The organism is Arthrobacter sp. TWP1-1 (assembly GCF_049897845.1).
In the GTDB taxonomy this organism is placed as follows: Bacteria; Actinomycetota; Actinomycetes; order Actinomycetales; family Micrococcaceae; genus Specibacter.
On sequence record NZ_JAFCXC010000007.1, the window covers coordinates 45309 to 65628 of the forward strand.

Genomic DNA, 20320 nt, shown 5'->3' on the forward strand with positions numbered 1-20320 from the left:
TTGTCCTCATGTTTGGCGTTCATATTTGGCGTTCGGGCAAGCCCTCCGGTTTCAGGGTAAGTACGACGGCGGCGCTCCCGCCGGGTGCTGCCGTCACCGACACGTGGGCCGGGCCTGCGCTGCGGCCCAGTGTATCGGCGTCGGCCTGGGTCAGCAGCACCACGGGGGTTTGGCTGCCGTAGAGTTCCGCTGCGGCCAGTACGCCAAGGCAGACGATGGCGTCCCGTGTCGTGAGCAGGATTGCGCTCGGCCCCACACCTGCCCGGAGCTGCTCAGCCAAGACGGACGACGACGAACTGGAGCCGCGGGAAGCACCCATCAACAGGACGGTACCGCCCAGCAAAATGCCCCGCTGCGGGTGGTGGGTGTCGATAATCTCGCCGGTATTCCTGTCGGTGCCACCCCAGAAGGAGAGGGGTTCCGCCAATGCCAGCAGCGTGCCGGATCCCGCACCGGCACACAGGGTGGTGGCCGGCAATGTGATGGCGCCAGCGGAAGTTTCAGGCCCATTGATCGTCATGGCGGACCACCTTTCCAGCGATGGCTGAGTCGACGCATTCGGCCATGGTGCCGAAGACGATGTCCACGCCAAGGTTCATGGGCGCGTACCAGGCCCACTTCCCCGAGGGCGTCATGACGGCGCGTTCCTCCGGCCCCAGAATGGGGGTGATGTAGGTGCAGGTGTCCACCACGATCCGGGCGCCGCGGTCCTCGGCGAATTGGACATGCCCGGCCTCGCGGGCCTGCGCGAGGACCTCGCGGGAGGTGTTGATCCAGACGGTGCAGCCCGGGCTAAAGGACGGCTTATCTTGGAGCAGTCCGGCCAGCTGGCTGAATTCGGTGGTTGAAAAGTGCGGCGTGCCCAGGGCGATCGCATCCAGCGGCGAGGCGGGGTCCGCCGTCGTCAATTCATCCCGCATGGCACGCACCACGGCGGGCGTGATTACTTCCTTTTCCAGAGCCCCGTCCACGGCACCGCCAATGGCCCCGGCGTCCCAACCAGCGGCGAGCGCCTCCGGAGTCACTCCGGCAATATGAAACAGTGCCACGCCCCCGGATGAGGCCGCCGTGGCGCCGAAGGCCTTGAGCTTGTCCTCATCCGCCACCTGCGGGTCGATTCCAGTCAACAGCGGGATCCGCTCCCCCACCAGGCGCCCCACCACTCCGCCCAGGGCGGCCCACACGGCCTCGTGTCCCAGCATTGCCGCGGACAGTTGTGAGCAATCAAGTTCGACGGCGGGCATCCGGTGTTCGCTCAGGTGCAGCCCGGCGTGGGGCACCCTTCCGGTGACGGCGGCGCAGATGTCCAGGAAGTCGCCGTAGCGTTCGGTGCGGGCACCGAGGACGGAGTTGGCGAAGACGATGGCGTTGGATTCGGCCCAGGCGATGTTCTCACCAAAGGCTGGCCGTTCCGTGGACTGGTAGGGCGCGCACGTCCACGTGGCGCGCGCGCCGAGGCTCCGGTAGGCGTCCATGAGGGCGCGCGCCGGCACCGCATCGCCCGGCGGCAGGTGGACCAGCCCGGGGTGCAGCAGGTCAAGGGAGCTGGTGTTCAGCGTTGTGGGGACCGCGACCTTCGCACCAAGGTCGGCGAGTTTTTGGGCAAAGTCCAGCCCGGCCTTGCCGTGGTAGAGACAGCTGTCGATGTGCGCGTTGGTGATGGGCATGAGCCTGTCGGCGCCGAGCACCCCGGCCACGGCCACCACGATGCGCATGGCCATGGCAGTTCCGGGACCGCGGCCGCCGTCGAGCATGGCAGTTTCCTCAGGGGTGAGGAACAACCCGCGCCCGATCACAGCCCCACTCACAGCAGGAACCCGGCCGGGAAGGGGTCGTCCGGATCGAGCAGGTATTGGCCCATTCCCGTCACCCAGGCGCGGCCGGTGATGGTGGGGATGACGGCGGGGAGTCCGCCCACGGTGGTTTCGGCGATGAGCCGGCCGGTGAATTGAGTGCCGATGAAGCTCTCATTGATGAAATCGGCGTCCAGGGCCAGTTCGCCACGGGCATGCAGCTGTGCCATGCGGGCGCTGGTCCCCGTGCCGCAGGGTGAACGGTCAAACCAGCCCGGAAAGATGGCCATGGCGTGGCGGGAATGGGCCGCGGTGGAGCCGGGCGCCTTGAGGTAGACGTGGTGGCAGCCGCGGATGTCGTCGCGTTCCGGGTGCACGGGCGGGTTGTGTTCGTTGATGGCGGCCATGATGGCCAGCCCCGCGGCCAACAGCTGGTCCTTGGCTTCGCGCTCAAACGGCAGCTTGAGTTCGGCAAGTTCGACGACGGCATAAAAGTTTCCGCCGAACGCCATGTCGTACCGGACTGCTCCATACCCGGGGACGTCTACGCTCTGGTCTAGGGCCAGCGAAAAAGAGGGGACGTTGGTAATGGTGACCGACTTCGCCGCCCCGTTTTCCACGTGCACCTCAGCCACGACCAATCCGGCCGGGGTGTCCAGCCGGATGGTGGTGACGGGTTCCTGGACCGCGACCATGCCGGTTTCCACCAGCACGGTAGCCACGCCTATCGCGCCGTGACCGCACATGGGCAGCAGCCCCGAGACCTCAATGAACAGCACCCCATAATCGGCGTCCGCCCGGGTGGGCGGCTGCAGGATGGCGCCGCTCATGGAGGCGTGCCCGCGCGGTTCCAACATCAGCAGAGTCCGAATGTCATCGCTGTTCTCCATAAACCACTGCCGGCGTTCCGCCATGGTGGCGCCGGGCATGGTGCCCACGCCGCCGGTGATGACCCGTGTGGGCATCCCCTCGGTGTGTGAGTCAACTGCGTGAAATACCCTTGTGGACCGCATGGGACGGTTTCCTTTGTGCTGGGGCGGGCGGCTGGGTTGGGGTGGCTATTTGTAGCCCTTGGCCAAGACGGCCTCGGTGTCTGCGGTGATGCGTGCGGTGAGTTCGGCCGAGAGTGGCAGGCGGGGCTGGCGGCAGGCTCCGCCCTTGCGGCCCACCATGTCCATGGACAGCTTGATGGACTGCACAAATTCGGTCTTGGAATCCCAACGCAGCAAAGGGTGCAGCTCACGGTAGATGGGCAGCGCCGTGGCAATGTCCTCCATGTTGCCGCTCGTGACGAGGTTGTACAGGTTCACCGTGCTTTGCGGGATGGCATTGGGGTAGCCAGCGATCCAGCCCACGGCGCCGGCGATGCCCATTTCCAGCAGCACGTCGTCGGAGCCCACCAGCAGGTCAAGCTCCGGCGCCAGTTCGGCGATTTCATAGGCGCGGCGCACATCGCCGGAAAATTCCTTCACGGCCACGATCAGACCTTCACCGTGGAGCCGGGCCAGTAGCGGCGGGGTCAGGTCGACCTTGGTGTCGAGCGGGTTGTTGTAGGCCACGATCGGCAGGCCCGCCTTGGCCACTTCCCGGTAGTGGGCCATGACGGTGTCATCGTCGGCCCGGAACGTGTTCGGCGGCAGGGCCAGCACGGAGGCTGCCCCGGCGTCGCGGGCCTGCTCGGCCCAGCGCCGAGATTCGGCAGCACCGTAGGCGGCGACGCCCGGCATGACGGTGAACCCTTCGGGAGATGCGGCCACGGCGGTCTCGACAACCTTGGCCCGCTCCTCATCGGTCAGCGTCTGGTATTCGCCGAGCGAGCCGTTGGGGCACACACCGTCGCAGCCATTGGCCGCCAGCCAGGCCACATGCTCGCCAAACGCGGCGTAGTCGACGCTGAGGTCGTCGTTGAAGGGAAGTGCCGTGGCAACGTGGATGCCCTGCCAGGGCTGGGTGCGGGTTGTCATGAATTTCTCCTTGCAGGTGGTCAGCGGCCATAGGTTTTTGGTTGCGCCGCCCCCGGGAGGGTGCTGGCAGCGCCGCCAACAATGGATTACACGGTCAGCCTAACAGTACAATGTCACATTCCACTAGGGTTTTAGTGGACCATTCTTGTGCCCCTGGGCCCCTCCTCACCCCAGGGTCTGGCGCGCCTCAGCGCAACACGAAGCCCAGCCCCAACGCGTCTCGCGGGTCGAAGGTGAAGAGGGATTGCGCCACCTGGTGGGCAGTGCCGCGGACGCCGACCACCACCCCGGACGGCTCGCGGACCACCACCTGCGCCGAAAAGTGTGAACCGACAATGGAAAAGTGATCCAGCACCTCCCCGTCGGCCAGTTCGCCGGAGTCATCCAACGAGGCCACCCGGGCCGCCGTCCCGGAGCCGCAGGGCGAGCGGTCCACCTGTCCGTCGGCAAAAATGGTGACGTTGCGTTGGGCGAGGTTCCCGCCCCCGCCGTCAGCCGGTTCGTGGAAGATGGTGCCGTAAATTCCGTCCAGCCGCGGCTCGATGGGGTATCTGGCGGCGGAATTCCCGGACAGCGCGGCCTTGATTTGCCGCCCCGCCTCGATCAGCCGGTTCAAGCACGACGGCGTGACCTCCAGTCCCGCTGACTGTGCCGGCAGTGAGGCGTAAAGCGCCCCTCCCCAGAGCACATCCACCTCGAGCCGGCCAAAGTCCGCCGTGTCCACCGCGACGGACCGGGCCATGACGGCGGAGGGCACATTGAGGAAGGTGACGGCATCCACTTGGCCGGCCAGCATCGTCACCCGGGCCGTGACGCGCCCCGAGGGGACGTCGATGACAACGTCCGTGTCGCCGTCGTCCGAGGCAGGAACCAGACCGCTTTCCACGGCCCACGCACCCAGGGCGATGGTGCCGTGGCCGCAGGCGGTAGAAAACCCATCCTTGTGCCAGAACAGCACGCCCAGATGGGCGCCGGAATCATTGGGCGGGACGATGAAGCCACCGTACATGTCGGCATGGCCGCGAGGCTCGTTGACCAACAGCTGCCGCAGCACATTGGCCGGGCCTGCCTGCGCGCTTTCACGCCGATCCAGGACTGTGGCCCCTGGAATCTCAAAGGGCAGCTCCGGGACAATCCGGAACGGCTCCCCCGCCGTATGGTAGTCCACCGTAGCCACCCGCCACGCCGCGGCCTGCACCAAACCAGCCTGCATCAAATCAGCCGCTGCCAGGTCCGACTTAGGCACCAAGATACGCCTCGACAATGCGTGAATCGGCCAGCAGTTCCGGCCCCGTTCCCGTCATGGTCGTGACCCCGCTTTCAATGACGTAGCCGCGGCTGGTGATCTTCAGTGCCGCACGCGCATTCTGCTCCACCAGCAAAACGGTGGTGCCGTTGGCGTTGACGTCCTTAATGACCGCCATAACCTGAGCCACGATCAACGGCGCCAACCCCATGGACGGCTCATCCAGCATCAGCATCTTCGGCCCGGCGATGAGCGCCCGTCCGATGGCCAGCATCTGCTGCTCACCCCCGGAAAGCGTGCCGCCCTGCTGGTTGCGGCGCTCGGCCAGCAGCGGCAGCATCTCAAAAACGTCCTTCATCCGCTTGCTGACCGCGCCCCTGTCCTTGACGAGGTAGCCGCCCAGTTGCAGGTTCTCCGTGACGCTCAGGGTGGAGAAGATCCGCCGCCCCTCGGGAACGTGGATGAGTCCGGCACCTACCACCTCCCACGGTTTCGCCTTCGTGATGTCGGTGCCGGCAAAACTGATCCTGCCGGCGTGAGATTTCACGATGGCCGACGCCGTAGACAGCGTGGTGGTTTTTCCGGCCCCGTTGTTACCCAGCAGCGAGACGATTTCCCCTTCTTCTACCCGGATGTTCATCCCGCGCAGTGCCTGGATCTTGCCGTAAAACACTTCCACGTTCTCAAATTCCAGCATGGACATTAGGACCCACCCTCTTCCGGTTCGTCTTCCTTGCCCAGATAGGCCTCGATCACGGCCGGATTCTTCTTCACTTCCGCAGGGGTGCCGTCGGCAATTTCCTTGCCAAAGTTCATGACAACCACCCGTTCGCTCACCTCCATGACCACCCCCATGTCATGCTCAATAAGCACGACGGCGGCGCCCTGGTCTCTGATCTTGCGGCACAGTACCAGCAGGTCTCGTTTCTCCGAGTGGTTCAGTCCCGCACCGGGCTCATCCAGGAGCACGAGCTTGGCCTTGCGGGCCATGGCGCGGGCCATTTCCACCTGCCGCTGCTGGCCGTACGCCAGGTTTCTCACCGGGATGCCCCGGCCTCCCTTGTAGCCTACAAAGTCCAGCCAGCGGTGGGCCTCGGACGTGTAAAACGCCTCGCTTTTGCGGTATCTGGGCGTGTGAAACAGGGAGTCCAGGAAGTTCTGCCCACCATAGAGGTGCATGCCTCCCCTGACGTTGTCCAGGACCGTCAAGTCGGGGAACAGGCGCAGGTTTTGGAAGGTGCGCGTCACGCCCGTTGCGGCAATCACGGCAGGGCGCTTGCCGGTGACGTCCTGCCCGTCCACCGTGACGGTGCCGCTGACGGGCTTGTAGAAGCCGGTGATGCAGTTGAAGGCGCTGGTCTTGCCGGCGCCGTTGGGTCCGATGACGGAGACAATCTCGCCGGCGTCGGCCGTGAAACTGAGCCCGTTGACGGCCTTGACGCCACCAAAAGCAATTTGCAGGTCCTTGACCTCAAGCAGCGGGCTCATGCGTCTTCTCCCGTCTCAGTGCTGGCATTGCTCGCAGGACTGGCAGGGGCCAGTTTCTTCCTGCGTGAATGTTTGCCGCCGCGGGCACCCGGCCCCGTCCCGCCGTCGTTCCTCTCAGGCCGGTCGTTCTCAGTCCCGCCCTTCTCAGGTTCATAGGCCCTGGCGGGCCAGAAGCCCTGGGGACGCAGGACCATGACGGCCACCAGCACGACGCCGAAGATCACGTAGCGCAGGTTGCCCATGTCGCGAAGGAATTCGGGCAGCAGCGAGATGACCACGGCACCGACCACCACGCCTCGGGTGTTGCCCATGCCGCCGAGCACCACGGCCATCAGGACCAGGGCGGACTGCAGGAACACGAAAGATTGCGGGGAAATGGCGGAGAGGTGCGAGGCGAACAGCATGCCGCCGATGCCGCCCCAGATGGCGCCGAAAATGTAGGCGGCCAGCTTGACCTTGTAGGTGTGGATGCCCATGGCCTCGGCAGCATCCTCGTCCTCTCGGACAAAGCGCCAAGCCCGGCCCAGTCGCGATTTGCCCAACCGGGCCGAGCCCAGCACCAGCAGGCCCACCACCACGACGCAAAAGTAGTAGAACGGCACCGGGTTGGAGAGGTCCACGCCGAACAGTTCCACGCCAGGGATCCCGTAAATACCGGAAGGGCCGCCAGTGATGTCGAGGTTGTTGGCCGTCAGGCGGATGATCTCACCGAAGCCAAGGGTCACGATGGCCAGGTAGTCGCTGCGCAACCGGAGCGTAGGGCCGCCGATGATCAGCCCGGCCAGGATGCACATGAGAACGACGGCCGGGATGGTGAACAGGATGGGCATTTCAAAGGCCTTGGACACGATGCCAGCCGTGTAGGCTCCCACCGCCATGAAGGCGATATAGCCCAGGTCCAGCAGGCCACAGTAGCCCACCACAATGTTCAGACCCGAGGCCAACAGCACGAAGATCACGGCCGTGGTGGCGATGTTCATAGCGTAGTTGTCTGCGATTAGGAAAGGGAAGATGACGGCCACGGCGAACGCCGCCCAGCCCAGTTGCTTGCTTTCAAACAGGCGTGAGACGCGGCTGGCGGGTTTGCCGATCCGGCGTGGTGCGGTGGAGGTGTCGACATTCTCGCTCATTTAGACACGCTCCGTCACACGCTCGCCCAGCAGGCCGGTGGGTTTTAGGGTCAGGAAGGTGATGAGCACGGCGAAGGTGAAAACGTCACGCCATTCCCCGCCCAGCCACTGGGAGCCGAATGCTTCCAGCAGGCCCAGCAGCAGGCCACCCAGCATGGCGCCCTTGATGTTGCCGATGCCGCCAATGACGGCGGCGGTGAACGCCTTCAGGCCAATAATGAAGCCCATGAGGAAGTCGATCTTGCCGTAATACGCACCGGCCATCACGCCAGCAGCACCGGCGAGCGCCGAGCCGATGAAGAATGTCCAGGTGATGACCTTGTTGACGTTGATGCCCATGAGCAGCGAGCCCTTGGGGTCCAGGGCGATGGCCCTCATGGCCCGCCCCATGGACGTCCGCTGGATGTAGGAATTCAGGCTGAGCATGAGGATCACGGCAACCACCATGAGGACAATTTGCGGTGCTGAAATGCGGGCTCCCAGCACGTCGAAAGTCTGGCCTTGCAAGCGCACGGGGAACACTCGCGGATTGGGGCCGGCGAGGGCACTGACACCGTATTCGAGGGTGAAGGAAGCGCCCACGGCGGTGATCAGCACCGCTAGCCGCGGCGAATTTCGCAGTGGCCGGTAGGCGAGGCGCTCTATGCCCACGCCGATGCCGCCGGTGATGATCATGGTCAGCAGCAGCACCAGCAGCAGAGCCGTGATGGACATGGAGGCTGGGATGATGCCAAAGGAGCTCAGTGTGGCAAAGCCGATGAAGGCACCCAGCATGTAAATGTCACCGTGGGCGAAGTTTAGAAGTTTGATGATGCCGTAGACCATTGAATAGCCCAAGGCGATAAGTGCGTAGAACGAGCCCACAAAGAGGCCGTTCCAAATTAGCTGAGACATGTTTGTCCTGCCTTGACGTAAGAGCCGAACGCGGGAGGGAACGCCAACCGGCGGGCGGAATTGCGCGGAGCGCAACCGTGGCCCGCCGGTTGTGGATGGTCAGCTCAGATCGTCCTGGAGGGCGAACTTGCCATCCTTGACGATCAGGATCTGGAAGCCGCCGTTGGTCAGCGTGTGTTCCGGGGTGAACTTCAGGGGCCCGGAGAACAGCTGGAATCCGTCGATGGCCTGCAGGGCGGCAATGATCTTGTCGCCGTCGGTGCTGCCGGCCTTGGTGATGGCCTCGGCGGCAACACGGACTGCGTCATAGGACTGTGTTGAGTACGGTCCGGGGGCACTGCCGAACTTCTTCGTGTAGTCGGCAATCCACGTTTCTGCGCCCTTGATGGTGTCAGGGGTCTGGGTCATCGTGGCGAACACACCGTCAGCATTGGTTCCTCCGGCAATCGTGATCAGTGAGGCGTCAACGCTGCCGTCTGCCACCATGATCTTGCCTGTGTATCCGGCTGCCTTGAGCTGGTTGATGATCAGCCCGCCCTCTTGGTAGTAGCCGGTCCAGTACAGCATGTCGGGGTTGGCGCCCATGATGTCGTGGACCACGGAGGAGTAGTCGCTTTCACCGGCTGTGACCGAGGTGGCCAGGGCAACCTTAACGTTGCCGTCCGCCTCTAGGTCCTTCTTGGTCTGGGTGGCGATGTCCTTGGAGTAGCTGGTGTTGTCATCAACCAGGGCCACCGTCTTCACGCCGTCCTTGACCATGAACTTCACGGCAGCGGCGGCCTGCTGGACGCCGGTGCCGTTGATCAGGAACACGTTGGGCAGTTTCTGGTTGACCAGGTCCTGGGAGTTGGCGGCCGGGATGATCATGGGGATGTTGGCTTTTTCAAAGATGGGCAGGGTTGGCAGGGTGGCGCCGGAGCAGTAGCCACCCACGGACACCACCGCGCCGTTGGAGACTGCCTTGTTGGCAGCGGCTGCGGCCTGGGTGGGATCGCAGGCTTCGTCCTCGGGATCAAACTGCAGTTGGCGGCCAAGCACGCCTCCCTTGGCGTTGATTTCATCGACGGCCATCTGCATGCCGTTCTTCATGAACACGCCAGTGGGTGCGCTGGAACCTGACAATGGAATGACGGCGGCAATCTTGATGGGGCCAGCATCGGCGGTTTCCTCGCCTCCGCCGCCGAGGATGCCGCCACACGCTGTCGTGGCAAGAACGGTTGCGGCCACGGCGGCCATGGTGACGGATTTGGGAATTCGAAGCTTCATTGTCTACATCTCCTTTGACGGACAACGTGAAGCAAACCACGCGGATACTCCCCGCATGCCTGCCTGCTGTCGGGTACATCACACTTCGCTAGTCAGTAAAATATGACATGTTACATGTTTTGATGTCAACAGTTTTGCCGAACCGAGATGCAATTGAGCCCTGAGTGTCCGCGCCCCACCCCTAAGTGAAATTCGGGACGGCGGCAATCTTAATGAGGTGGCAAATCCAGCTAGATGCCGTTGAGCGCCTCGGATGTAGCGATCGTGGTGTACCGCGCAGCGTCGGCCAACGCCGCCTCCGGAGATCCGGCCACATCTGTGGCGCTGACGGCAGCAACAACACCATGCTTGGCCAGCTGTTGCGGCGTCACCGTGATCCGCCCGGCAACTACGACGACGGGAAGTCCCCTAGCGTGCGCAGCGTCAGCAACGCCGAGGGGCCCCTTGCCGGACAACGACTGCGCATCCAGTGAACCTTCGCCTGTGATGACCAGGTCGGCATCGTCTAGGTGGGTTTCCAGGTCGATGAGGTCCGCCACTAGGTCAAAGCCGCGTTCCACAGTGGCGTTGGCATAGGCCACGAACATGGACGGGAATCCGCCGGCTGCCCCGGCTCCCGGAACATCAATGTCGATTCCGGTTGCTTCCCTGACCACCGAGGCCAGATTCCGCAGCCCGGCATCCAGCAGTTCCACGGCATCGGGATCGGCACCCTTCTGCGGTCCAAATACGTGTGCGGCACCGTTATAGCCATACAGCGGATTATCCACATCCACGGCCATCCGAACCTTTACAGCAGCCAAGCGCGCGTCGAGGCCGGAGGCATCCACGGCGACAACATCCACTAAGGGTCCCCCGCCCAGGGGCACCAGGTTTCCGTGAACGTCCAGCAATTTCAGGCCGAGGGCACGCAAGGCACCGGTTCCGCCGTCGGTCATGGCCGAGCCGCCCAGCCCGATGATGATCTCCTCAGCCCCGGCATCCAATGCGGCGGCCACCAATTGGCCGGAACCGTAGGAGTGGGCACGCAATGAATTTTCGACAGTGGGTTCACTGAGCAGATAGCCACTTGCCTGCGCGGTTTCAATGACGGCCACCTTGCCGCCATCGTTGAATCCCCACACCGCGGCAACGGGTTTAAGGATGGGGCCAATGACTGTGCTTAACCGCTCCGAAAAACCGGCAGCCACGGCAGCCTCAACAGTTCCTTCGCCACCATCGGCAATGGGCAGGGAGGTCACCACAGCGTCAGGGTAGACCCGCAAGGCACCTTCAGCCATGGCCGCGGCGGCTTCCGGGCCGGTTAAGGTCCCCTTGAACTTGTCAGGGGCAATAAGAATACGCATGCCCCCATCCTGCCACCGGTCACTGACACGGCTTAATAATTACGTCCAGTAGCCGCGCTGGCGCATAACTTCGGCGAGAAGATCGGCCCTGTCGGTCATAATGCCGTCCACACCCAGCTCATATAGCTCGTGCATCTGCGCCGGATCGTCGATGGTCCAGACATGAACCTTCAGCCCCAGCCGGTGTGCCCGGCGAACCTTTGCCCCGGTGACAAGCGCCATCCCCTTGTACGTTCGGGGTATCTGCAGGACGTCCACGGTGCGCATCAGTGACCGCAGCAAAGCCTTCGGCAGCCATGCTTCCACGAGGAAATATGCCACCAGCAGCCCCTGCCCCGGGGAACTTGCAACCGGACGGGATAGCCCGGCCAGAACCTTGCGCCGCCGCGTGTCCGAGAACGATGCGACGCATACACGATCGTGCAGCCCGTATCTCTCAATGGCCGCCACCAGCGGTGCCACGGATCCGGCATCCTTCACATCGATATTGAACCTAGCCGTTGGCAATGCCGCAAAGAATTCAGGCAGCGTGACGATCGGCTCGGTCCCGCCTATACGTGCCGTGCGCACTCGGGACCAGGGCAACGCCGCGATGACCCCTACCTGATCCGTGGTCCGGTCAAGCGCTGCGTCATGGAAGACAACCGCGACGCCGTCAGCCGTGGAGTTAATGTCCGTTTCAACGTAACGATAACCGAGCTCCAGGGCTGACCTGAACGCTTTCAGGGAGTTCTCCAGCCCGTCCCGGGAGTAGCCCCGGTGTGCGATCGCAAGAGGATTCTCCGAGTTCAGATACGGCTTTGAATCGACGGACTTTGCCACCGTCCCTCCGCTGCTCACGCCAGGCGCAGCGCGGCGAGACGGGACTCGATGACCTGAGCTACGCCGTCGTCCTCGAAGCGCGGGGCAACGAGGGCTGCGGCTGCCAGCGCCTGCGGGTGACCGCTGGCAAGGGCGTATCCGGAGCCCGCCCAACCCAGCATTTCAATGTCATTGGGCATGTCACCAAAGGCCACAACATCGGCGGCGTCGATCCCGCGGGCCGCGGCATACCTGGCCAGTGTCACGGCCTTGTTGACGCCGAGCGCACCCATCTCAAGCAAGGCCAGATCCGGAGCCGAATGCGTCACGCCGATCAAGGCGGCGAGGCGTGGGGCAACAAGTTCGAGGTAGTCGTCGGCGCTGCCGGTATGGCGAACGGCCAGCATCTTCACGATCCCTGCGTCGGCCATGTCCGGGGTCAGCATGGAGGGCACCACCTCGGAGCTACTGGCCGCAGGGCGGGAGCCGAAGAAGCCCTCCTCGACGTGCAATCCGGTCAGTGATTCCAACGCGAAGTAGGACTCGGGAACCAGCTCCGTGACAATGCTGCGAACTTTATCGACGGTGTCCCACGGCAGCAGGTGGGAATCGAGGACCTTTTCGGCACCCAGATCGTAGCTCACCGCGCCATTGGAACAAATGACGGTGCCTGTGTGGCCCAGCTGCTCGCGAATCGGTTCGAGCCAGCGCGGCGGGCGTCCGGTCACAAAGACAATCTCAATACCGGCCTCGGCTGCGGCCGCGAAAGCATCCACGGTGCGGCGGCTGATCTTTCCGTCGTGACCGAGAATTGTTCCGTCAATGTCGCTGGCAATTAAACGCATACCCAAGGCTACCCAACTTCCTCTCGCACGGTGGACCCGCGGTGCGCCTACTGCTGGAGCTCGGCGCGGCTGGGCGGGTTGGCACCAGCCCTTGACACTGTGATGGCGGCCGCGCGTGCGGCATAGCCAATCACCTCGGCGAGAGTTGCCGTGCTCATGGCACGCAGCTCGGGGCGACGTTGGGCGCCATCAAGTTCACGGTCCACGAGGGTGGAGAGCAACGCTGCCATAAAGGAATCGCCGGCGCCTACGGTGTCGGCAACCCGAACCGGCGGCACGGCGCAGGAAACTTCGCCGGCGGCGCATACCGCCCACGGACCTTCCCCGCCCTGGGTAACAACTACGACGGCGGGGCCCTCCGCACCTCCTATGGCAAGCCATCGGCGGGCCGATTCCTTGGGGTCAACACCGGGGTATAGCCACTCCAGGTCCTCATCGGAGGCCTTGACGACGTCGGCCAGGCGGACGAATTTCTTCGCCTGATCCCGGGCATAATCCACGTCCGTAATGATGCTGGGACGGCAGTTGGGGTCATAGGCGATGGTGGCGTGCGGATGGGCCTGCATCACGGCTTCCAAGACCTGCGCGGCTCCCGGCGCCAACATGGTGGCAATTGAACCGGTGTGAAGCATGGAAGTTGCCGCCAGCATGAAATTCGGCCCACCATCAGCCACACCTGCGGCAAGCTCCGGCAGTGACCAGTCCAGATCAAATTCGTAGCTGGCAGCACCGTCGGCATCGAGCGTGGCCCTGGCAACGGAGGTAGCGTGCGAATCGGCAGCTAGTGGAACCATGACACCGTTGGCGTGAAGATGACCGGCCACCATGTCGCCGTAAGGGTCCTGCCCAAAGCGGCCAAGGAACTGCACGGGGTGGCCTAGCCGGGCCAAGCCCACCGCAACGTTCATGGGGCTTCCGCCCACGTGCGGCACAGGGGCTTGCCCCGGGCGCACCACTTCATCAACCAACGCTTCACCAATAACAGTCAACATGGCACCAGCCTACGTGCCGCACCCGGCATTATGTTCATGGGCTGTCGGGCGTCCGCGGCCCCTTGCCAACTGCCGTTGAAATCTCTAAAATTCGAGAGTTTCCACCTTTATGAAGAGCACGTGGCGCATTGTGACGGCTCTTGCCGCACCCAGCCTTGTGTTGGCCGGCATGGCCGTTGTTTCACCTGCCTCGACAGCACCAGCACTAAACACTATGGGCGAGGAGTTTTTGCGATGATCTGGCCGACACGTTCCTGACGGGACTCGGGGCACTTACCCTGGTGCGCCGTCGTTCTTGACGGGGCAACACCAAGGAAAGAACGCAATCCGGAGGTAATTCTGCGGGGGTTGGGCATGACGCCCAACCCCCGCAGTTTTGGTTACAGTTCTTGATATGACCACTGCAGCTTGGATTACCGAATGAGCAATTCCGCGTCACGGCCGACCGGCATTCGCGATGTCGCCAACGTGGCCGGCGTTTCGCCGCAGACCGTCTCGCGGGTGTTGAACGGCCACCACAGCGTGAGGCCAGCCACGAGGGAACGCGTCCAGGCGGCCGTTATGCAGCTCGGGTACCACCGTAATTACGCGGCCCGTAGCCTTTCCACTGGCCGGACACAAATTATTGGCCTGGTTCTTTTTGATACCGATTCCTACGCCCGTTCGATGGTGGTTGGCAGTATTGAAATGGCCGCGGCCCAATTGGACCATTCGGTCATTTGCTCACCCATCTCTTCCATGGATGACCACGTGATCGAGACAGCTGTGCAAGGGCTCGTGGACCGTGGCGCCGACGGCATCATCCTTGCTGTCCCCATGATCCAATCCAGCCCGGTCGTAGCGCGGATCGGTACTACGACGCCGATCGTCACCCTTGACGGCTCACGAACCGAGTCAAGTGAACTGCTTGTCATTGATCAGGCTCTCGTCGCGGAGCTGGCGACGCAACACCTGCTGGATCTGGGCCATGAGACGGTGTGGCATCTGGCCGGACCACAAAATTGGATCGAGGCCTTCGACCGCAGCGAAGGATGGCGGCGAACCCTGGAACGGGCAGGAAAGTCTGCACCTCCGGAGCTCCAGGGTGATTGGTCCCCTAAATCGGGGTACAAAAACGGGCTGATTGCGGCCCGAATCCCCGATCTGACGGCAATTTTTGTCTCGAGCGACGAAATGGCTTTCGGCTTGATTCGCGCCCTTCATGAAAGCGGCAAGCGAATCCCGGAGGACATCTCCATCGTCAGCGTTGACAACATTGCGCTGGCTGAATTCAGCTCCCCGTCGCTGACCACGGTAGCCCAACCGTTCAAGATGATCGGAAAACTGGCCGTCAAACGGCTCCTGCACCGTCTGGATCCTGCAAGGGGTGAGCTGCCGCCGGTCTCCTTGGTTCCGGAGCTGATAGTGCGGAGCAGCACGGGAGCTCCGCCAGCACCGTGACACTGCAGCCTCCGCGACACTGCCAACGCTCGCGAGGGAACATAAGTTAATCGAGAATTTGTGTCATAGTCGGCGGTGCTGCTCGCATCCAGCCCACCCGGGCGTTTAGGCTCGGGTTATGGGTAGCAACTGGGATCGTCTCGATGAATCACTGCGTCCGGCGGTCAGCGCCTCAGTGGCTGACTACGAGCGCACGCGGCCTGCCCTGGAAAAGGTCACCGCAGAGATGGAGTCCCTGGTCCGGGAGATCTTGTCCGAGGCCGAAGACAAACCACTTTTTGTGACAAGCCGGACCAAGACCATTGAGTCCTTTAGGGAAAAGGCGTCGAGGATGGTGGCCGAGCCGGATGCTGATCCGGCCCTGCTGTTCCCTGAACCTCTGCGCAACCTGACCGACATGGTGGGCGTACGCGTCATCACCACCCTGCCCGGGGAGAACGCCGAAGCTGCCAACCTGATCAAGCGCAAGCGCAACATCTTCGACTGCCGCGGCGATACAGAGAAGGACATTGGTTCCATTGAATCGGGCACCTACGGATATTCCAGCCGTCACCTGATCCTTCGAACGATCCAAAATGATGTGGTGCGCAGCTACCAAGAGCTGCTTGATCCCGAGAACAAGCCCAATGGCAGCTACTTTTTCGAGTGCCAAATTCGCACCATTTTTGCCCATGCGTGGAGCGAGATCGAACACGACATTCGCTTCAAGTCCCAGGACCCGCGCGCGTGGAGCCCGTACTTTGATAGGCAGTTCACGGCCACCGCGGCCATGTTGGAGACCGTGGAATCGGCATTTTCCGAGCTCCATGGCAGGTATGAAACCGTCACAAGCTATTGGGACGCCGACGGCGAGGGCAAAGTTTCCCTGACGCCCAACCGAATCAAGGCCGTCTGGCAGACGCTGTTGCCGCACGTTGACAGGAAGGCCGACGACGATTGGGGCTGGGCTGCCGAGTTGGTCGCCGCGCACGGGCTGGGCAAAACCATGGATCTAGCGGCTTTGCTGCAACCTGAAATCATCTCCAACGTCCGCAAGGCGCTGGACCACAGGTACTCCCCCGGACCCGACCGGCTGCTCGATGACTTGCTGCTGTGGCAGTTCGGCGAAAGCCACATCGACCTGACCGCTGAGGTGGCCTCATCGGAGCAGACACCACGCCGTGACAGCCTGGTTCGTCGCCACCAGCAGATGCAGCGCTACCGCAAGGCTCAGGGTTTCTAGCCCGTTGCACATAGTGGACTGATTCGGTTACGTGGCTGGCGAGGTGCAAGATTAACGGGTGCCTCAGTCAATCATTGCAACACCAAAGACCACAGAACCCGCCACGGCAGACCGGGCCACGCTGATCGCCGTCACCGTTTTCCCGCTATTGGTCGTTGTCGCCGGCGTCCTCGGATTCTTGCTGCCGGGAGCGTTCAAGCCCATGGCTCCATCCGTGCCGTATTTGTTGGGCATCATCATGTTCTGCATGGGACTCACGCTGACGCTGCCCGACTTTACCGCTGTGGCAAAGCGCCCATGGGCCGTAGCCCTTGGCATATGCGCCCATTACATCATCATGCCCGGGGCCGGCTGGCTCATCGCCATGGGCCTTCACCTGAGCCCGGAACTGGCCGCCGGCGTCATCTTGGTAGGCTGCGCACCCAGCGGCACAGCCTCGAATGTTATGGCCTTCCTCGCAAAGGGCGATGTGGCCTTGTCCGTTGCCGTGGCCACCGTCTCAACGCTCATCGCGCCCATCGTCATGCCTGCCCTGACGCTCTTCCTTGCCGGTTCCTTGCTCAATGTTGACGCCGGCGCCATGATGGTCGACATCCTCAAGACCGTCCTCGTCCCCGTCATCGCGGGGCTGCTGGCCCGGCTGTTCCTCAACCGCGTGGTGAATTTTGTTCTCCCGGTGCTGCCCTGGATTTCGGCCGTGGTCATTTCCTTCATCGTGGCCATCGTGGTGGCCGGCTCCGCGTCCAAGATCGTTGCAGCCGGCGGCATCGTTTTCCTTGCCGTCATCCTGCACAACGGTTTCGGGCTAGGTCTTGGTTACCTGGCCGGCAAAGTGGGCAGGCTTGATGCGAAGGCCCGCCGAGCACTGGCCTTTGAGGTTGGCATGCAGAATTCGGGATTGGCCGCGACCTTGGCCACCGCGCACTTCTCGCCTCTTGCCGCGCTCCCCTCTGCCGTGTTCTCCGTTTGGCACAACATTTCAGGCGCCATTGTGGCTGCATGGCTTGCCCGCAAGCCGCTGGCCGATTGACCGTTGACGCACTGACCCGCTGACCCGCTGGCCGATTGACCGTTGACGCAAAAAAGCCCTCTCCTTCGAGTGTCGTTAGACAAACGAAGGAGAGGGCCTGCAGAAGTTCAGCCCGTGCGCAGCGCTAGTTGCGGGCGTCCCCCCAACCTTATTGGCGATCATGCGAGCACCAATATAGAACGCCTAAAACAAGCAGGCTCATGCTGCCTAGCAGCCGAGCCCGGATTTTACCGTTGGCTCAGCACCAGCGAAGGCCTGCGAAACTGCACGGCAAATACCACATGCCTAAGGTAGTGGCCACGGAACCTTTATCTACGGCCTGCGAAATACTTGGAGAGCTTGAGGTAGCTTCATCGGTTGTACTGGCTGACGCCGGAGAGAGGCCCGGAGACAGAATAAGACCTGCCGCGAGAATTGCTGTAACGCCCGCGGAGATGAAGGGTGATTTCATGACAGGTGCCTTTCAACGAGGCGGGGCTGGCCCGCCGATGCATGGATGTTCCCCAGCATAGGTCGCACGCGACGCTAGGTATACAGCCAGAACACCCCTGACCCCTGTCCTTTTGGACAGTCTTTCCGTTAATGCCTTACGCGACAACTCCCGTGCGAAGCGCTGTAATAACTAATTGCAGACGGTCCCGGGCCTCAAACTTCCTGCCCAAACGGACAAGATGATATTTGACGGTGGACTCGGAGAGGAAGAGCGCAGCCGCGATTTCACTATTGCTGCGCCCCTCGCAGAGGAGCCGGAGAACATCATTTTCCCGCTCAGAGAGGTCTATATCGGGGCGGGGCCTACGGGCGGGCAGGCTCTTGCGGACATCCGCAACGAGGAGGTGCGTGACGGCAGGATCAATCGGGCAGTCCCCGGCATGGACCTCCCGGACCGCTGCAACGATTCGCCCAGGTTCCGCATCCTTGACGACGTAACCGCTGGCGCCAGCAATCAAGGCCGCCTTGAGGTAGGTATCGGAAATATGTCCGGTGACCACAAGAATTCGGACCTCGGGGATCTGGGCCACGATTTTGCGAATGGCGGCAATGCCGTCCATAACGGGCATCTGGATGTCTATCAGCATGACATCCGGGTGGTACTCGTGCGCGAGGCGGACAGCGTCAGCGCCGTTCTCGCCTTCGCCCACCACCACCAAGTCTGCAGCCTGGGACAAATATGTCCGCAACGCCCCGCGCACGAATTTTTCATCGTCAACAATGACCACGTCGATTGGTTCGGACGTGGTAATAAGCTCGGTTACCTCAGCGCTCATACTCATGTTGACAGTCTACGTACCCGGTTTCAGACGCCGGGTACAGGAATGGTGCCAGTTGGCCAGATGCCGGGGATTTTTGACTGCCCGTGCTGCGTTCTGGAACCAGTGCAAGATACACGTAAAGCGTTCATCGTTTTCTCCTTCGAACTGGCTTGGCAGGTGCTTGGCCTTGAGCACCAAGTACTTCTACCGCGCCCACTTGACGCTACGGACAAGAGTGCTCCAACAACAACAAGTCTGCGAGATTCTAGCCAATTGGACAGGGATTTAGGGGTCAAAATCCATTAAACTATCCGCATGGCCAACCTTGGCCCTGCGTTCCAAAGCTCAGGGTGCAAAGCCGCGTCGACTCAAGAGCCCACAAGAGCCCATGGGTGTTTTCTCGCTCAGTGGAGTGTTTGGCGTCCCGTGAAAGGCAGCACCGCACGAACCGTCCACGAGCCGCGAGACTGTCCGGCTTCAAGGCTTCCGCCGAGACGGGATGCCCGCTCCCTCAACCCCACCAGGCCAGTTCCAGAAACCGGCAGTCGGGGCTTGCCCGAAGTCATCTGGTTCCGGATGCTGAGCTCCAGACGGTCTTCGTGGACGTCAAGGGCAATCTCGCAGTCCGTGCCGGATCCTGAGTGCTTTGCAACGTTGGTGGCGCTCTCTTGCAGGATTCTCACAACCGTTGAGCGGAGTCCATTAGGCGTGCGGTCCAGATCCCCGGACGTCGTAACAACCGTGGGAAACCCGAGGCCACTGAGCCTTTTCTGGGCATCTGCAACACTCTGGGCAAGGTCAATGGTTGCCGAGCTGGGCGCAACCTTTGCCTCCAGCAAAGCCACGGCGGGTGGATCGTCGGCTCGCATGGTCTGCAAGAGCCGGCGTAGGTCATCAAGGGAGTTGCGGGCCATCTGGCCAATTTCCGCCAACGCCCGGTGCTGTTCCCCGTCTTCTTTGGAAAGCGTGCCTAGGTTGGCTTGAACGGCAATCATGGTCAGCCCATGCGTGACAACGTCGTGCAGTTCCCTAGCCAGCTCCGTGCGCTGCTTCAAGGCAACTTTTGCCGCCGTCTCCTCGGCCGCCATCTGCACTCGTTCGGTTTGCAGGGAACGCTCCCGCTGAAATTTCACAGCCAATCCGGGTGTCACAAGCATCAAAGTAGCCGGGAAAAGTCCCCACAGGCCTGACGTGCCCAGGGTGGAGACTCCTGACGTCCATGCCATCTGCCACACCAGAAACGCACCCACCATGACAACAAGTCCACGCGCCGACACCCGGTACGCCGCAACTGCGAGCGCACCGAAGGCCATCAACATGGCCCCGCCCGGTGTTACCTGGGGATACATGGTCACCAACAACAGCGCAAAGGCGTACGGCGCCAGCTGGGGCAAAAAGGCCAATGCCATCCACAACGTCCAGTAGGCAACCGTTCCGGCAAGTACCCACCATGGCTGGTCACCCGTTGGTCCCGTCAAGATAAACAACCGCGAATCGTCAAATGCTGACACGGTCACAAAAAGCGCCATTGTGAATGACACCCACGCCGGGATCGGTGAACTTCCAAGCTTTAGGACCTTGGCAATGGAAAAATTCCGACGCGCCCGGCT

At 62.4% G+C, this 20320-nt stretch carries 19 protein-coding genes; 3 read left to right on the forward strand and 16 right to left on the reverse strand.

Translation table 11 applies throughout. From position 1 onward, the window contains the following. Window positions 1–19: 19 nt before the first annotated feature. From ACP7B9_RS12905 to ACP7B9_RS12970, 14 genes are all read right to left on the reverse strand, one after another. Entirely contained in the window at window positions 20–520 is a 501-nt protein-coding gene (locus tag ACP7B9_RS12905) for an aconitase X swivel domain-containing protein (protein ID WP_425863968.1), read from the reverse strand. Then, window positions 501–1808: an aconitase X gene (locus ACP7B9_RS12910; RefSeq protein ID WP_425863970.1), complete on the reverse strand. Its 1308-nt coding sequence runs from the start codon at window positions 1806–1808 to the stop codon at window positions 501–503. The genes ACP7B9_RS12905 and ACP7B9_RS12910 overlap by 20 nt, the downstream gene beginning before the upstream one ends. Beyond that, entirely contained in the window at window positions 1805–2806 is a 1002-nt protein-coding gene (locus tag ACP7B9_RS12915; RefSeq protein ID WP_425863972.1) for a proline racemase family protein, read from the reverse strand. Before ACP7B9_RS12915 ends, ACP7B9_RS12910 begins: the two co-directional genes overlap by 4 nt. Window positions 2807–2851: 45 nt before the next feature. Beyond that, window positions 2852–3757, reverse strand: a complete 906-nt coding sequence (locus ACP7B9_RS12920; RefSeq protein ID WP_425863979.1) for a dihydrodipicolinate synthase family protein — start codon at window positions 3755–3757, stop codon at window positions 2852–2854. Window positions 3758–3944: 187 nt separating this feature from the next. Then, the gene (locus ACP7B9_RS12925; protein ID WP_425863980.1) at window positions 3945–5003 is read right to left on the reverse strand and encodes a proline racemase family protein; all 1059 of its coding nucleotides are present in this window, start codon (window positions 5001–5003) and stop codon (window positions 3945–3947) included. Continuing rightward, window positions 4996–5706 carry an ABC transporter ATP-binding protein gene (locus ACP7B9_RS12930; protein WP_425863987.1) on the reverse strand — a complete coding sequence of 237 codons (711 nt, stop codon included), beginning with the start codon at window positions 5704–5706 and terminating at the stop codon, window positions 4996–4998. Before ACP7B9_RS12930 ends, ACP7B9_RS12925 begins: the two co-directional genes overlap by 8 nt. Further along, window positions 5706–6491 carry an ABC transporter ATP-binding protein gene (locus tag ACP7B9_RS12935; protein WP_425863990.1) on the reverse strand — a complete coding sequence of 262 codons (786 nt, stop codon included), beginning with the start codon at window positions 6489–6491 and terminating at the stop codon, window positions 5706–5708. Before ACP7B9_RS12935 ends, ACP7B9_RS12930 begins: the two co-directional genes overlap by 1 nt. After that, window positions 6488–7621: a branched-chain amino acid ABC transporter permease gene (locus ACP7B9_RS12940; protein WP_425863992.1), complete on the reverse strand. Its 1134-nt coding sequence runs from the start codon at window positions 7619–7621 to the stop codon at window positions 6488–6490. Before ACP7B9_RS12940 ends, ACP7B9_RS12935 begins: the two co-directional genes overlap by 4 nt. Further along, window positions 7622–8515, reverse strand: coding sequence for a branched-chain amino acid ABC transporter permease (locus ACP7B9_RS12945; protein ID WP_425863993.1), 894 nt, complete (start codon window positions 8513–8515; stop codon window positions 7622–7624). Between the two features lie 99 nt (window positions 8516–8614). Continuing rightward, window positions 8615–9781 (reverse strand): branched-chain amino acid ABC transporter substrate-binding protein, encoded by a 1167-nt coding sequence (locus ACP7B9_RS12950; protein WP_425863995.1) that lies wholly within the window; start codon window positions 9779–9781, stop codon window positions 8615–8617. A 230-nt stretch (window positions 9782–10011) separates the two neighbouring features. Next, window positions 10012–11127: a glycerate kinase gene (locus ACP7B9_RS12955; protein WP_425863997.1), complete on the reverse strand. Its 1116-nt coding sequence runs from the start codon at window positions 11125–11127 to the stop codon at window positions 10012–10014. 39 nt (window positions 11128–11166) lie between these two features. Next, entirely contained in the window at window positions 11167–11949 is a 783-nt protein-coding gene (locus tag ACP7B9_RS12960; protein ID WP_425863999.1) for a glycerophosphodiester phosphodiesterase, read from the reverse strand. A gap of 14 nt (window positions 11950–11963) precedes the next feature. Beyond that, on the reverse strand, window positions 11964–12773 hold the full coding sequence (locus ACP7B9_RS12965) for an HAD-IIB family hydrolase (protein WP_425864001.1): 810 nt from the start codon (window positions 12771–12773) through the stop codon (window positions 11964–11966). Between the two features lie 47 nt (window positions 12774–12820). Continuing rightward, window positions 12821–13765 (reverse strand): carbohydrate kinase family protein, encoded by a 945-nt coding sequence (locus ACP7B9_RS12970; protein ID WP_425864003.1) that lies wholly within the window; start codon window positions 13763–13765, stop codon window positions 12821–12823. Window positions 13766–14185: 420 nt separating this feature from the next. Here ACP7B9_RS12970 and ACP7B9_RS12975 point away from each other — a divergent pair, with 420 nt between their 5' ends. From ACP7B9_RS12975 to ACP7B9_RS12985, 3 genes are all read left to right on the forward strand, one after another. Next, window positions 14186–15205: a LacI family DNA-binding transcriptional regulator gene (locus ACP7B9_RS12975; protein WP_425864004.1), complete on the forward strand. Its 1020-nt coding sequence runs from the start codon at window positions 14186–14188 to the stop codon at window positions 15203–15205. A 118-nt stretch (window positions 15206–15323) separates the two neighbouring features. Then, complete coding sequence (locus ACP7B9_RS12980) at window positions 15324–16427, forward strand: GTP pyrophosphokinase (protein ID WP_425864006.1); 1104 nt, start codon at window positions 15324–15326, stop codon at window positions 16425–16427. 70 nt (window positions 16428–16497) lie between these two features. Then, window positions 16498–17457, forward strand: a complete 960-nt coding sequence (locus tag ACP7B9_RS12985; protein WP_425864171.1) for a bile acid:sodium symporter family protein — start codon at window positions 16498–16500, stop codon at window positions 17455–17457. A gap of 587 nt (window positions 17458–18044) precedes the next feature. Here ACP7B9_RS12985 and ACP7B9_RS12990 read toward each other — a convergent pair. Next, window positions 18045–18731: a response regulator gene (locus ACP7B9_RS12990; protein WP_425864008.1), complete on the reverse strand. Its 687-nt coding sequence runs from the start codon at window positions 18729–18731 to the stop codon at window positions 18045–18047. 383 nt (window positions 18732–19114) lie between these two features. Next, on the reverse strand, window positions 19115–20227 hold the full coding sequence (locus ACP7B9_RS12995) for a sensor histidine kinase (RefSeq protein WP_425864010.1): 1113 nt from the start codon (window positions 20225–20227) through the stop codon (window positions 19115–19117). Window positions 20228–20320 lie beyond the last annotated feature (93 nt).